Source organism: Algoriphagus sp. SE2, assembly GCF_039563885.1.
Classification (GTDB): domain Bacteria; phylum Bacteroidota; class Bacteroidia; order Cytophagales; family Cyclobacteriaceae; genus Algoriphagus.
This window is the reverse complement of sequence record NZ_JBCLWJ010000004.1, coordinates 330,009-345,472: the sequence shown is the minus strand read 5'-3', so window position 1 is coordinate 345,472 and position 15,464 is coordinate 330,009. Positions and strand designations below refer to the sequence as shown.

Below are 15,464 nucleotides of genomic sequence, written 5' to 3'. Positions count from 1 at the left end.
CATGAGTTTATTATTTGTTTGATGATCTCATGGAATCTAAATGGACAAAGAATCTTCCAAGAAGCCTTTGGCACACCTCGATTTCATAGGTTTGATTTATTCTATTTTACGTAACTGTCTATAGTATGCATTCTTTTGGCTACGGCTACTCTTCCGGAGCGGGCAAACTCCAGCAGTCCATATCCTTTTAATATTTCGAGAAGCTCTTGTGTCTGTTCTTTATGCCCCGACAACTCAAGTACCACAAAATCCGGTTCTGCAGCTATTATTTTTGCATTATGTTGGCGAATAATTTTCTCAAGTCCACCATCTAGTTTCGAAACCGGAATTTTATATAAGGCGATTTCTTGATATACCACTCCGTCATCTTCATGATAAAAAGCCTTGATCACATCAATGATTTTTTCAATCTGATTTACCAATTGGACGACTGTTTCCTCGCTAGCAGTTACCTCAATGGTGATCCGATGAATGCCTTCAATTCTGCTCTCAGAGGCAGTAAGTGCATCAATGTTAATCCCTCTTCTTGTAAAGATGATTGTGATGCGATTGAGAATACCGATAAAGTTTTCGGTAATCACAAAAATAGTGTAACGTTTCATAGGCTGGTATTAACTTAGTCTTACCTCTTCTACTGAACAGCCAGTTGCGATCATTGGGAAAACATTGTCTTCCTTTTCAACCACCACCTCTAAGAAGTACGGTCCATCATGTATTAACATATCCTCAATTGCTTCATTTAAATCTGATCTCTCGGAGATTTTTTGTGATTTTATGCCGTAAGCTTCAGCAATTTTAACAAAATCAGGATTATCCAATTCGGTAAATGAATAGCGCTTATCAAAGAACATTTGCTGCCATTGTCTTACCATACCTAAATAATTATTATTAAGGAGGATGACTTTAACAGGAGCTTTTGTTTGCATGATTGTTCCAAATTCTTGAATAGTCATCTGAATACCTCCATCTCCAACTACACAAACTACCTGTCTTGAAAAATCAAACATTTGAGCACCTAGTGCTGCTGGCAATGCAAATCCCATCGTACCCAGACCACCCGAAGTAACTTGGGTACGCGATTTTTTATAATTAAAATATCTCCATGCAATCATTTGATGCTGCCCGACGTCTGTTACCAAAACTGCATCATCTGCTTTATATTGATTGACTTGATGAATTACCTCTCCCATGGTTAGTCCAACTTTAGTTGGCGTAATGTCATGCTGAACAACCGCTGCATTTTCTTCTCTCTCCAACTCACGGAATTTCTCCAACCATTCTGGGTGTGAATTTTTAGATACTGCTTCAGTCAACAAAGCCAAACTATCTTTACAATCACCCAAAATTGAATAATGAGAAATTACTGTTTTACTTATTTCAGCAGGGTCAAGCTCTAGGTGAATGATTTTTGCTTGCTTAGCATATCGTTTAACATCACCTGTCACCCGATCATCAAACCTCATACCCACGGCAATTAACACATCGCATTGATTAGTCAACATATTAGGCGCATAGTTTCCATGCATCCCAAGTTTACCCACAAAGTTTGGATGGTCCTGCGAAAGTGCTCCGGAACCTAAAAGTGTTGATGCAGCTGGAATCCCAGTTTTATCCAAAAAGGCTTTGAACTCTGCTTCAGCTTTTCCCAAAACTACTCCTTGACCGAATAATACATAGGGCCTTTCGGCAGCATCAATTACCTCAGCTGCTTTTTGTACATCAGATTTATTAATCTCAATCTTAGTCTGGTAAGATCTAAAACCTAAACAAGGGACATAGTTAAATTCCCCAAAATCTGTTTGGGCATTTTTAGTAATATCTATTAATACGGGACCTGGTCTACCCGATCTAGCTATAAAAAATGCTTTTGCAATGGCAGGTGCTATTTCTTCAACTGACCTTACCTGAATATTCCATTTCGTACATGGCATAGAAATTCCCACCATATCGGTTTCCTGAAAGGCATCAGTTCCTAACAAATGCGCTGCCACTTGACCAGTTATACACACTAAAGGAGTACTATCTATCAAGGCATCAGCCAAACCTGTAATTAAATTTGTTGCTCCAGGTCCAGATGTTGCCAAACAAACCCCAACTTTTCCTGAAACTCTAGCATACCCTTGAGCTGCATGAATAGCTCCTTGTTCGTGACGGGTAAGTACATGTTTGATTTTATCGTGGTAATCATACAGTGCATCATACACTGGCATAATTGCCCCTCCAGGATATCCGAATATGATTTCGGCATTCTCCTCTATGAGAGTTTTGACTACGATATCGGCTCCTCGAATCATCAAGTCTTTCATAGGCTTAAAATTTATCTGTCACGCAACCTTCAGATGCTGTGGCAACAAGTTTATTGTATTTTTTCAATGTACCCTGCAAATCTGAAATTTCTTTCGGTTTCCAGGTTTTCTTTCTTTCGGCAAACTCCTCGTCCGAGACAGCAACAGAAAGCTTTAAATTGTCAGCGTCAATAGTAATTATATCTCCATTCTTTACTAATCCTATCGGGCCTCCAGAAAATGCTTCAGGAGTCACATGCCCCACTACGAAGCCATGAGTACCCCCCGAAAATCTTCCATCCGTAATTAATGCCACGTCAGATCCAAGGCCAGCTCCAATAATCATGGAGGTAGGTTTTAGCATTTCCGGCATTCCAGGACCACCTTTTGGTCCAATATTTCGGATTACTATTACTTCACCCTTTTTGATTTTATGGTCGCGAATAGCATCATTTGCATCCTGCTCAGAATCAAAAACATGTGCTGGACCGGTAAATGAACTCCCCTCTTTTCCTGTTATTTTTGCAACTGCCCCTTCTGGGGCAAGATTTCCTGAAAGGATACATAGATGTCCTGTAGCCTTTATAGGATTTTCTAAAGGATGGATCACATTGACCAAAGAAGGTGTAATGGCCTGCACGTTTTCAAGATTCTCTGCTAAAGTCTTTCCAGTAACCGTCAGACATTCTCCGTGTAATAAGCCATTATCCAGCATGTATTTCATAAATGCCGGAAGTCCTCCTTGCTCGTGAAGGTCCTCCATCATATACTTTCCGGATGGTTTGAAATCACCGATCATTGGAGTTCTAGCATTAATCGCCTTAAAGTCTTCAATTGTGAAATCTATCCCAGCCGTTCTCGCTATTGCGATGATATGCATAACTGCATTGGTACTTCCACCAAGAGCGATTATACAAGTAACAGCATTTTCAATGCTTTTCTTGGATATAATATCGCTAGGTTTAATATCCTTTTCTAAAAGGATTTTCATGTATTTATTTACCTCAGCACACTCTCTAAGCTTTTCGGGAGAATTTGCTGGGTAAGAAGCTGAATAAGGTAATGACATACCCATAGCCTCTATGGCAGAAGACATGGTGTTTGCAGTATACATACCTCCACATGCACCTTTACCAGGACAAGCATTTCGGATCACGCCATCATAATCCTCGTCAGATATATCCCCATTAACTCTTTTCCCGAAAGCTTCAAAAGCTGAGACGATATTCAGTTTTTCACCTTTATAATGTCCGGAAGCTATTGTTCCTCCATAAAGTAAGATTGAGGGCCTATTGGTACGTATCATCCCCATAAGAGCACCTGGCATATTTTTGTCACATCCGGCAACTGCCACGCATGCATCAAATGAGTGACCTACAATAAAAGATTCGATAGAATCTGCAATGATTTCCCTGGAAACCAAAGAATAACGCATCCCAAGAGTACCCATCGTCGTCCCGTCGGATATGCCGATGGTATTAAAAACCAAACCGGTCAGATCGTGCTCCTGAGAGGAGGCTTTGATCAGACCGGCAAAGTCGTTAAGGTGCATATTGCAGGGGTTACTTTCATAGCCACAACTTGCTATCCCTACAAATGGCTGTTTCATCTTTTTGTCGCTCATACCCGTAGCGTACAACATTGCCATTCCGGCTGGATGCTCTGGATTCTCGCTGATTTCCCAACTGTGTTTTTTCAGGGTCATATTAGTGTGTAAAAAAAAGTGCCTCAGGTTTAGTGAGGCACTTTAGATTTTGTTAATTCATTATAAATAGTCTAGTGCCTCACTTTTAACATCCAATGAGAATAATTAAGCTTAGCAAAATGACTACTTTATACATAGTTATGTCGAAGGTTTCTTTAATTCGTTTCGTTATACATGACAAACTTAAAACTGAAATTTCAGACTTACAATATTTAATTTTACTTGATGACCAATTGTGAGATATTTTATGTAAGTAAAATCATTTTTTTTAATTTATTATTCTAACATTGGTCCAATATACACCCTTTTTTAACATATAGATTTGCCGTTTTTTCAAATTTCAAAATTTTGTACTGATTTCAATTATTAGCAAAAAAAATTAAAAATCTTGTACTTCTATTTAAGAGATTCTTCTTTAAGCATCATTTCTTTCAAAAAGAAAGAAGATTTGAAAAAAATTCTAAAAATCAATAAACATGTTTGTCCAAAGTAATTATCTCCTATTTTTGGGTAAATCCAACAATAATTTATGATTTGCTTTCCAAATGCTAAGATCAATCTTGGTCTCAACATCACGTCAAAAAGGAATGACGGATATCATGAGGTCGAAACCTGTATGTATCCCATTCCCCTTTTTGATGCTTTGGAAATTATTGTTAACAATAAAAAAACTAATTGGACATCAAGTGGTCTTGTAATACCAGGTGACCCAAAAGATAATTTGATCCTAAAAGCATATCAATTGCTTAAAAAAGATTTCACAAACCTACCTCAAATATCCATTCACCTTCATAAAAACATTCCAATGGGGGCAGGACTAGGAGGTGGATCGGCTGATGCAGCTTTTGCCTTAAATCTAATGAATAATCTTTTTGACTTAATTTTAGATGATTTCTTTTTGGAAGAATATGCAGCAGAAATAGGTAGTGATTGTCCGTTTTTTATCGAAAATACCCCAAAAATAGCTAAAGGAAGAGGTGAGATATTAGAAAAAATATCCCTCAATTTGAAAGGGGAGCGTATAATTTTAATTAATCCGGGTATTCACATCGGAACAAAAGAGGCTTATGCAGGAGTAACTCCATCTCCGCCAAAGTCCAAACTTAAAGAGGTTTTAGCAGACAAGACAAGATGGAAAAACGAACTTGTAAACGACTTTGAAGCCAGCATATTCAATAATCATCCAGAGATTAAGGAGATTAAAGATAAGCTCTATGAAAATGGAGCTTATTATGCTTCCATGTCTGGTTCAGGATCTTCAGTTTTTGGTTTATTTGAAAATTCTCCAAAAAAAATCGAATGGGATAAAAACTATTTTGTTTTTGAGGCTTTACTGTAACCTGAAATACTTGCTTAATTAATTCCTGACATTCTTTTGGACCTTCTCCTTCTATTGAAATAATTCAATACAGGGTACGAAAGAACTGAAACCAATATAATGGAAGTACCTAAGTAAAACTGGGGTGTCATTTTTTCACTTTCCCCAAATACCAATACAGCAAGGATAATTCCATAAACCGGTTCCAAATTGATAGTGAGATTAATAGAAAATACAGATAGTCGCTTCATTAATTCTACCGAAACTGAAAAAGCATAAACGGTGCAAACTCCACCTAAAATAAATAACCAAAACCAATCATTTCCTTCCCAATTCATTTTTAATCCATCTTCAGATAAGAAAAAGGAATAAAAAGGCATAAAGAGAGCAGAAAATAGACAGGCTCCCGCCATTTCATAAAACGTAATTTGATATGGACTATGCTGTTGGGTTAGTCTCCCGTTGATAACCGAAAAAGTAGCTGCTAAAAGCGCAGAACCCAGGGCCATAAATAACCCCAGCCAGTACCCACTTTCAAAACTGAAAATCACTAGAAGACCCGAAATAACCATCAAGCCTAATCCCACTTCATACCATTTGATTTTTGTTTTGTTAAAAATAGGCTCCACAAATGCCGTCCAAAGCGAAGTCGTAGCCATTCCAGCGAGACAAACAGATGCCGTTGAAACTCTGGCAGACCAAAAGAAAAGAATCCAATGAACAGAAATAATAAGGCCTGTGGCAGTTACCTTGAGCATATCTTTGGGAGCAATAAGCAATGATTCTTTTTTAAATAGAAAAAGAAACGCCACTCCAATGGAAGCAATCAAGGTTCTATAGAAAACCAACTCGATGGAAGGTAAACTAATCAATAATCCCAAGATGGCAGTTACCCCCCAAATTAGAACTATAAAATGAAGCATTAAGTAATCCTTGATTGAACCCGTCATTTATCTAGGGACAGTTTTATATAATACCAAGCCTGTCAAAGCAAAAACTATATTAGGAAGCCAGACTGCAAAAATCGGGTATTCAGCACCATTTTCTGCAAAGGTCCTTGAAAGTATAAAGAGTAAGATATAAATAAAGGCCAATAAAAATCCCATCGCTATCTGAAACCCTGAGCCTCCTCTAGTCTTTCGGGCAGACATAATTACTCCAATAAAAGTTAAGATTATAGCAGCAAATGGGGACATAAACCTTACATACCTCTCTATTTTATAAAATGCCACGTTATCTGCGCCTCTTTCTTCAAGAATTCTAATCTGTCTTCCTAATTCAGGTAATTTTAGAGTTTCATGGTGGTTGCTAGGCAAGTCAAAATCGGCTGGAGTGATCGATAAGGTAGTATCGAGTGTCTCTCCAACTGTATAAATTTCCTTCCTATCCCTCAATTCTCTTAATCGCCAATTTCTCAAGGTCCAGGCATTCTTAGCAGTATCCCATTCAATTCTATCGGAAGACAACTTTGCAATTAAATCCCCATCTCTTATGGTTTCAAGGGTGAATTGATACCCTGTATTCCCGGTCTTATAAAACCTACTTAAATAGGCATAGGAATCTGGACCCACTTTAATATGAATATTTGGATCTGTAGCGGTTTTAGTTTTTTCTAGGTATGTAATTCTGAATTTTGTAACTCCTTCGGTGGCAACAGGCAAAACCCAGCCATTTAAAAGGAAACTCACCCCCCCAATCATCATCGCCGCAAAAATAAAAGGTCTGAGTAATCTTGGGAAACTTACTCCACTACTTAAAATAGCAATGATCTCTGTCCTCCCGGCCATTTTAGACGTAATGAAAATCACTGATATAAATACCGTTATTGGGGTCAAAAGATTATTCAGATATAATCCGTAATTACCCATGTATTTCAAAATCTCTTTTGATGGGACAGAATTCCTTATATAAGTATCGTTCTTCTCTGTGAAATCCAGTACCAATACAATCAGGATCAACATGACTACTACAAAAAAGTAGGTCTTTAAAAAATCCTTGATGATCAGTTTATCGAGAAGTTTCATGAATTAGAGTCTGGTGCTTACTTTTTTAACCATTTGATCTTTCCAAACGGCAAAATCTCCAGCAAGGATATGTTCTCTGGCTTGTTTTACTAACCAAAGATAAAAACTTAGGTTATGAATACTGGCTATTTGGGCTGCCAAGATTTCTTTGCTAATAACGAGGTGTCTCAAGTAAGCTTTGGAGTAAAAAGTACTAACATGTCCTCCAATTGCAGGATCAATAGCAGAAAAATCTTCTTTCCATTTTTCATTTCGAATATTGATAATCCCTTCTGAGGTAAACAACATTCCGTTTCTTGCATTTCGGGTCGGCATCACACAATCAAACATATCTACTCCCAAAGCAATACATTCCAAAATATTTGCTGGAGTTCCAACACCCATTAGATATCTAGGCCTATCAGATGGTAATATATCTGTCACCAATTCGGTCATTTCATACATCATCTCTGCCGGCTCTCCCACCGAAAGTCCTCCAATCGCATTCCCTTCCTGATTGGTATTAGCGATATATTCGGCACTTTTTTGACGAAGATCTTTATAAACGGATCCTTGTACAATTGGAAATAACGTCTGGTTGTATCCGTATTTACCTTCTGTTGAATCAAAACGCTCAATACATCGATTCAACCACCGATGGGTCATTTCCATAGATTCACGTGCATATCCATATTCACAAGGATAAGGCGTGCATTCATCAAATGCCATGATAATATCCGCTCCAATACTCCTCTGGATATCCATCACATTTTCTGGTGTAAAATGATGTTTTGATCCATCAATATGAGATTTGAACATCACGCCGTCTTCTTTGATTTTTCTCGTTCCTGAAAGAGAAAAAACCTGGTATCCACCGCTATCTGTAAGAATAGGTTTCGACCAACCGTTAAATTTGTGAAGTCCTCCTGCTTTTTCGAGCACATTTAATCCCGGGCGCAAATAAAGATGATACGTATTACCAAGAATGATTTCAGCCTTGACATCATATAGTAACTCTCTTTGATGAACTGCCTTAACGGAACCAGCTGTACCCACTGGCATAAAAATCGGTGTTTCTATTTCACCGTGGTCAGTTTTTACAACTCCAGCCCTTGCTTTACTTTTAGAATCTTGATGAGATAAGGTGAACTTCATAAGCTAAAACGAAGACTGAATGAACCAATCTTCAATTTGAAAGATACAGGGTACAAAAATATACGCTTATTCTTAAATGAGTTGCTGAATTTGATTTTATATTTGCCAAGCAAATTTGACCTATGGGCCTATTTTTACTTTGGTTATTCTTCAGTATAGGAATATTGATTCAGGTCATCTACCTGATTATAATATTTGGACGTATTGCTTTTTATAAGCCTAATAAGGGAAAACCAGATCCTCAAAAAGAAGAAGGTGTAACTGTTTTGATTTCAGCTCATAATGAGTTCCAAAACCTTAAAACACTCATTCCTAGACTTTTCGAACAGGATTACCCAAACTTTGATGTCATGATTGTAAATGATAGGTCTACCGACAGAACAAAGAGATTCTTAGAGGAAATGATGAGCATTTATCCAAGACTGAGATCGGTCACTATAAAGTACACTCCAAGTCATGTTACATCCAAAAAGTTTGCAATCACGCTTGGTATAAAAGTTTCTAAGAATGATATCATCTTATTAACTGATGCTGATTGTGTTCCGAATTCTGATCAGTGGGTTAGAAAAATGACAGCACCAGTGCGTCAGGAAGGAAAGACCTTCGCCATCGGTTTTTCAGGATATGAAAATGTAAATGGGTTTCTAAACAATTGGATTCAATTCGAAACGTTAATGACTGCCTTATATTACATGTCCTTTGGATTATGGAAAGCCCCATTTATGGGAGTTGGCAGAAACCTCTGTTACCGTAAAAACTTCTTCATGGAAGTGAAAGCCTTTAAAGGATTTTGGCATATCAATGGAGGTGATGATGATTTATTCGTTAATCAATATGCAACCGGTAAAAACACAGCTATTGTTTTAGACCCTGAAGCTAACACGACTTCAAAACCCAAAAATACATATAAAGAATATTTGGTGCAGAAAAAGAGACACCTCCACGCAGGAAAGTATTATCGCCCCGGAGACAAACAAAAAATTGGATTTTTCTCATTTTCACATGCTTTATTCTGGTTAGCAGGCATAGGATTACTGTTTTATTTCGGAATTGATCAGAGTTGGGAACAATTTTTAATTGTTTTTGGTATTATTCTATTAAGGTCTGTTATAGTTGTCAGCATTTTTGCGTCAGCTAGTAAAAAGATCCAGGGTACTCAGTTACTAAAATATACCTGGATACATGATTTCTTATATTTAGGTTACTTTTGGGTTTTGGGAACCATTTCCCACCAGGCAAAAGATATTCAATGGAAATAAACGAAAGAGGTTTTTCAAACAAAGCATTAGAAGACTTTGCCCTTATCGATAAAGCGGTTCAGGACAAAGATCAGCAAGCCTATGCCAGCTTAATGAAGCGGTATAAAAAAGCCGTTTATTTCATGATCCTTAAAATGATCCGAGATGCCGATGATGCTGAGGATTTAACAATGGAGGCTTTCGCGAAAGCATTTAAAAACCTAGACCGCTTCAAAAAAGACTATACATTTAGTACTTGGCTTTTTAGAATTGCAACAAACAACACCATCGACTTTATCCGTAAGAAAAAACTCAAAACCATGAGTTTGAATAATACACTTACTGATGATGGGGGGAATTCTGTCAATATTGATGTTGAGGATGATGATAACAATCCACAGGATGAATATATCAGGACTCAGCGAATCGAAATGGTTAGAATTTTTGTAGACAAACTACCGGCAAAATATAGGAAACTTGTACAGCTAAGATATTTCGATGAATTATCCTACGAAGAAATCGCACAAGAACTTGAAAAACCTTTGGGGACTGTCAAAGCTCAATTGCACCGTTCTAGAGAACTTCTCTATGAAATCGCTTCAGGTAAAGAAAAACATATCTAATGAATCCAGGTGTTGAAATCATTCAGTCCTACTTCCCTAATATAAGTGAGAAGCAAATTGAGCAATTCACAAAGTTAGAGGAACTTTATTCGGATTGGAATTCCAAAATCAATGTGATCAGCCGCAAGGATATGGATCAGTTTTATGTCCACCATGTTTTACATTCACTGGGTATTTCTAAAGTGCTACAGTTTCAGCTAGGAACTAAAATCTTAGACATTGGAACTGGAGGTGGATTTCCTGGCATCCCATTAGCTATTTTGTTTCCAGACGCGCATTTTCATTTGGTGGATTCTATTGGTAAAAAAATCACTGTAGTGAAAGATGTGGTTAAGCAGTTGAAACTAAGTAATGTTGAAGCCCAGCAAGCAAGAGCGGAAGAATTGGTGCGGAAATACGATTTTGTGGTAAGTAGAGCGGTCACTCGTATGGCCAATTTTTATCCATGGGTGAAAAATAAAATAAGGAAGGAAGATATCAACGAATATCCCAATGGGATTCTTTATCTAAAAGGTGGAGAGGTAGATGAAGAAATGGAAGAGTTGGGAAAATCCTATGTTGTTTATCATTTAGAGGATTATTTCAAGGAAGATTTTTTTGAGACCAAAAAGGTCGTTTACATGCCCTGGGAAGACAAAAGATAATTTTCTTTTTTCTCTGACAATTTGCTCCGTTAGAACTGGCAGCTTAGCAAGATTAATCCTAATTTGAAGGCTCAATCCCAAAAGCTGTATGTATTTAATTTTTGATACTGAGACCACAGGTCTGCCCCGTGATTATAATGCTCCCATGTCCGATGTGGAAAATTGGCCCCGACTGGTCCAGTTGGCATGGCAACTCCATGATGCAAAGGGAAACCTCATCTCCAATCATAATTACATCATTCGCCCAGAAGGATTCACGATCCCCTACAATGCTGAAAAAGTACATGGAATATCTACCAAAAGAGCTTTAAAAGAAGGCCATGACCTAAAGCAGGTTTTAGGCATTTTTGAAGGAGATGTTCAAAAAACCCAATATTTGGTTGGACATAATATTGAGTTTGACATCAATGTCGTAGGATCAGAATATATCAGAGCTGAGGCAACTATGCCTTTAACAGCAGAGCCTTTAGATACTAAAGATATTTCAACCGAATTCTGTGCTCTTCCAGGTGGCCGTGGCGGTAAATTTAAATGGCCAACTTTGACAGAGCTTCATCAAAAGCTATTCGGGAAAGGTTTTGGTGATGCCCATGATGCCGCTTATGATGTAGATGCCACCGCTAAATGTTTCTTTGGCCTGATCACCCAAGGTGTACAACCTCCACTCGCTGGAGTATCTTTAAAGGAGGTTGTCTACGAAGCCCCAAAATTAGAGGAAGCTAACTTTGCGCAGGCAAAAGATGATCAAAAAACTGCTGCGAAAGATGTCCTGAAACAAGCTGGCAAAGCAGATATCTCAGACCTCACAGATATCCCATTTACACATCTTCATGTCCATAGCCAATATTCTGTACTTCAGGCAACCTCTGAAATACAAGCCTTAGTAGGAAGGGCAAAATCTCTTGGAATGAACGCCATTGCAATGACTGACCACGGTAACATGATGGGAGCTTTTCATTTTGTGAAAGAGGCTATGGCAAATGAGATTAAACCAATTTTAGGATGTGAATTTAATCTCTGTAGAGATAGAAAAAATAAATCAAACAAAGATGACGGCTTTCAAACCGTTCTTCTTGCAAAAAATAAATCAGGATATCACAATCTTGCAAAACTTGCCTCCTATGCCAATATAGAAGGTTTTTACTATGTCCCACGAATTGATAGAGAGGTTTTAGTCCAGTATAAGGAAAACTTAATAGCCACTACTGGAGGACTCTGGGGAGAAATTCCATTTCTGATTTTAAATGTAGGGGAAACGCAAGCTGAGGAAGCATTTCTTTGGTGGAAAGAACAGTTTGGTGAGGATTTTTATGTTGAGCTAAACCGTCATGGAATCCCAGAAGAGGAAAAAGTAAATGAAGTTTTGCTGGAGTTTGCCAAAAAACATAAGGTAAAATACTTTGCAGCCAATAACTCTTACTATACTGAAAAGACAGACGCAAAAGCACATGATGTTTTACTTTGTGTAAAAGACGGTGAGCTGGTAGAAAAACCTAAAAAATATATTGGGAAACGAGGGAGAGAGTTCAGATATGGTTTTCCAAATGATGAGTTTTATCTCAAGAGTCCTGATGAAATGAAAAAACTCTTTGCTGATCTACCCGAAGCAGTGGAGTGTACTCACGAGATTACTGAGAAAATTGAAACCTACAAACTGGCTAGGGAGGTACTTCTTCCAGCTTTTGAAATCCCAGAAGAATTCAAAAACGCTGAAGACGAAATAGATGGCGGAAAACGCGGAGAAAATGCTTTTTTAAGGCACCTAACCTATGAGGGAGCAAAAAAGCGTTACAAAGAAATCACACCGGAGATTCAAGAAAGATTAGACTTTGAACTTGCTACCATTGAAAAAACCGGTTATCCCGGTTACTTTTTGATTGTACAGGATTTCATTGTTGAAGCAAGAAAAATGGGGGTTTCTGTGGGACCTGGCCGGGGATCGGCAGCAGGATCGGCAGTTGCTTATTGCACGGGAATCACCAATATCGACCCAATAGAATACAAGCTGCTTTTTGAGAGATTCCTAAATCCTGATCGGGTTTCACTCCCCGATATTGATATAGATTTTGATGATGAAGGTCGCCAAAGTGTAATCGATTATGTAATCAAAAAGTACGGTTCTAACCAAGTAGCACAAATCATTACATACGGTACGATGGCTGCTAAATCTGCCATTCGTGATACGGCTCGGGTTTTGAATTTACCACTCGCTGAAGCAGGTAGATTGGCAAATCTAGTACCGGATATTAAACTTAAGGCCCTATTTAGCTTGGCGGGAAATCGAGCCGCTCTTTCTGATAAACTGAAAGGTCAAGGAGAATTAATTGCCAAAGCCGATGAGCTCATCCGAATCTCAAAGGGACAGGATGATTTATCAAGAACCATCAACCAGGCTACTATGCTGGAAGGGTCCGTAAGAAACCTTGGAATCCACGCTTGCGGGGTAATTATTACACCAGATGATATCACTAATTTTGTTCCAGTTGCTTTGGCTAAGGACTCAGACATGGTATGCACTCAGTTTGACAACTCAGTGGTAGAGTCAGCGGGACTTTTAAAAATGGACTTTTTGGGATTAAAAACCCTGACGCTTATAAAGACCGCAATTCGAATTGTAAAAGAACGGCACGGAATTGAACTTGACGCAGATCAATTCCCAATTGACGATGAAAAGACTTACGAGCTATTCCAGCGTGGTGAAACTGTTGGGATTTTCCAATATGAATCTGCTGGGATGCAGAAATATATGCGGGAGCTCAAACCTACAGTTTTTGCTGATTTAATAGCAATGAATGCGCTTTATCGTCCAGGTCCTTTGGCATACATTCCTTCTTTTATTAAAAGAAAGCATGGCTTAGAACCGATCGAATACGATCTGGATGATATGAAGGAGTTTCTTGAGGAAACATACGGAATTACAGTTTATCAGGAGCAAGTGATGCTTTTATCTCAGAAACTGGCTGGATTCACCAAAGGTGAGGCAGACGTTTTGAGAAAGGCGATGGGTAAAAAGCAAAAGGATGTACTGGATAAGATGAAGCCAAAATTCATCGAGCAGGCTTCCGCTAAAGGTCATGATGCCAAAAAACTAGCTAAAATATGGACCGATTGGGAGGCTTTTGCATCCTATGCATTTAACAAATCTCACTCCACTTGTTATGCCTGGATTGCTTATCAAACAGCTTACTTAAAAGCCCATTATCCTGCTGAATATTTAGCTTCTGTGCTGAGCAATAACATGAATGATATCTCCCAGGTGACGTTTTTCATGGAAGAGTGTAAAAGAGCTAGTATTCCAGTTTTGGGACCAGATGTCAATGAATCTAAAAATGGGTTTACTGTAAATGCTGCAGGAGAAATTCGATTTGGAATGGCCGCTATAAAAGGTGCTGGCTCTGCGGCAGTTGATGAGATCATTAAAGAACGTGAGGCAAACGGACCTTTTAAAAACATCTTTGAATTTGCAAAGCGTGTAAGTTCGAAAGCACTGAATAAGAAAACCATGGAGGCTTTGGCAATGGCTGGTGGGTTTGATTGTTTTAAAGAACACCACCGCAGGCAATATCTAGAAGCTCCAGAGGGAGATTTGACACTAATTGAAAAAGCGACTAAATACGCACAAAAAGTACAGCAAGAAGAAGAAAGTGCACAGGTAAGTCTATTTGGAGGAAGTGCCGGGAGCATGGATATCCCTTTACCCTCTGTAGCTCCCATGGAGCCCTTTTCCCAATTGCAGCAACTCAATATAGAAAAAGAGGTTGTTGGACTTTATATCTCAGGACATCCCTTAGATCAGTATCGTTTGGAAATAGAATCCTTTACGAATGCAAATCTTCCCGAGCTAAATGATCTGGAGAGCTTAAAAAATAAGAAAGAGCTGAAGATTGCTGGTTCTGTAAGTAGTTTTGCTCATAGAACCACAAAAAAGGGGAAGCCATTTGGAACCTTAACGCTGGAGGATTATCATGGAGGTTTTACGTTTTTCCTTTTTGGGGAAGATTACGTCAAATTTAAAGAATATTTTATGACAGGCTGGTTCTTGTTTTTGACAGGCCAGGTAGTCGGGAAGCGATGGGCAGAAAATGAATTGGAGTTTAAAATTACAAACATTATGTTGCTCAGTGAAGTTAGAGGAAAGATGGTCAAAGGCCTTCGAGTAAATATAGACTTGGACGATTTGACTTTGGATCTCATGGAAAAATTGGAGGGAATCACAGAAAAATATAAAGGTGATGCAAAGCTTTATTTTGATGTGGTGGATAGAAAGGAAAATATCTCTTTAGAATTGTTTTCGAAAAAATTTGCTATCGATCCAAGCTCAGAAATGATTAAAGAACTGAAGGAAATCCCCGAAGTGGTTTATAAGGTGATTTAAATTAATTGAGTATAATAAACTTTCTTTATGAGCGATAGACAAAAAATTTAATCCGATCGGAACTTATTATTCTCTAATCGGCTTTTGCTCATATATTTGAAAAAATAAGCGATATTAA

General features: G+C 38.2%; 11 protein-coding genes. 5 read left to right on the top strand and 6 right to left on the bottom strand.

Features of this window, described 5'->3' with window-relative positions; genetic code table 11:
* Positions 1 to 101 precede the first annotated feature (101 nt).
* The 3 genes from ilvN to ilvD are packed head-to-tail and all read right to left on the bottom strand — an operon-like array spanning position 102 to position 3,990.
* Positions 102 to 602 carry an acetolactate synthase small subunit gene (ilvN, locus tag AAGF08_RS07495; RefSeq protein ID WP_343510530.1) on the bottom strand — a complete coding sequence of 167 codons (501 nt, stop codon included), beginning with the start codon at positions 600 to 602 and terminating at the stop codon, positions 102 to 104.
* Positions 603 to 611: 9 nt separating this feature from the next.
* The gene (ilvB, locus tag AAGF08_RS07490; RefSeq protein WP_343510529.1) at positions 612 to 2,306 is read right to left on the bottom strand and encodes a biosynthetic-type acetolactate synthase large subunit; all 1,695 of its coding nucleotides are present in this window, start codon (positions 2,304 to 2,306) and stop codon (positions 612 to 614) included.
* Between the two features lie 4 nt (positions 2,307 to 2,310).
* Positions 2,311 to 3,990 (bottom strand): dihydroxy-acid dehydratase, encoded by a 1,680-nt coding sequence (gene ilvD / locus AAGF08_RS07485; protein WP_343510528.1) that lies wholly within the window; start codon positions 3,988 to 3,990, stop codon positions 2,311 to 2,313.
* Between the two features lie 529 nt (positions 3,991 to 4,519).
* On the opposite strand from ilvD, the gene ispE reads away from it, so the two are divergent.
* Positions 4,520 to 5,329: a 4-(cytidine 5'-diphospho)-2-C-methyl-D-erythritol kinase gene (ispE, locus tag AAGF08_RS07480; protein WP_343510527.1), complete on the top strand. Its 810-nt coding sequence runs from the start codon at positions 4,520 to 4,522 to the stop codon at positions 5,327 to 5,329.
* Between the two features lie 14 nt (positions 5,330 to 5,343).
* Here the strand turns inward: ispE and AAGF08_RS07475 are convergent, their stop codons facing one another.
* From AAGF08_RS07475 to tgt, 3 genes are read right to left on the bottom strand one after another with little or no spacing between them, the layout of a single operon-like run.
* Positions 5,344 to 6,258 carry a DMT family transporter gene (locus AAGF08_RS07475; RefSeq protein ID WP_343510526.1) on the bottom strand — a complete coding sequence of 305 codons (915 nt, stop codon included), beginning with the start codon at positions 6,256 to 6,258 and terminating at the stop codon, positions 5,344 to 5,346.
* Positions 6,259 to 7,332, bottom strand: coding sequence for an LptF/LptG family permease (locus tag AAGF08_RS07470; RefSeq protein WP_343510525.1), 1,074 nt, complete (start codon positions 7,330 to 7,332; stop codon positions 6,259 to 6,261).
* 3 nt (positions 7,333 to 7,335) lie between these two features.
* Positions 7,336 to 8,466 carry a tRNA guanosine(34) transglycosylase Tgt gene (tgt, locus tag AAGF08_RS07465; protein ID WP_343510524.1) on the bottom strand — a complete coding sequence of 377 codons (1,131 nt, stop codon included), beginning with the start codon at positions 8,464 to 8,466 and terminating at the stop codon, positions 7,336 to 7,338.
* A 122-nt stretch (positions 8,467 to 8,588) separates the two neighbouring features.
* Between tgt and AAGF08_RS07460 the strand changes: the two genes are divergently transcribed.
* The 4 genes from AAGF08_RS07460 (at position 8,589) to dnaE (ending at position 15,346) form a co-directional block, all read left to right on the top strand.
* Complete coding sequence (locus AAGF08_RS07460) at positions 8,589 to 9,725, top strand: glycosyltransferase (RefSeq protein ID WP_343510523.1); 1,137 nt, start codon at positions 8,589 to 8,591, stop codon at positions 9,723 to 9,725.
* Complete coding sequence (locus tag AAGF08_RS07455; protein WP_343510522.1) at positions 9,716 to 10,327, top strand: sigma-70 family RNA polymerase sigma factor; 612 nt, start codon at positions 9,716 to 9,718, stop codon at positions 10,325 to 10,327. The genes AAGF08_RS07460 and AAGF08_RS07455 overlap by 10 nt, the downstream gene beginning before the upstream one ends.
* Positions 10,327 to 10,971, top strand: coding sequence for a 16S rRNA (guanine(527)-N(7))-methyltransferase RsmG (rsmG, locus tag AAGF08_RS07450; protein ID WP_343510521.1), 645 nt, complete (start codon positions 10,327 to 10,329; stop codon positions 10,969 to 10,971). The genes AAGF08_RS07455 and rsmG overlap by 1 nt, the downstream gene beginning before the upstream one ends.
* Positions 10,972 to 11,059: 88 nt before the next feature.
* Complete coding sequence (gene dnaE / locus AAGF08_RS07445; RefSeq protein WP_343510520.1) at positions 11,060 to 15,346, top strand: DNA polymerase III subunit alpha; 4,287 nt, start codon at positions 11,060 to 11,062, stop codon at positions 15,344 to 15,346.
* Positions 15,347 to 15,464: the final 118 nt, after the last annotated feature.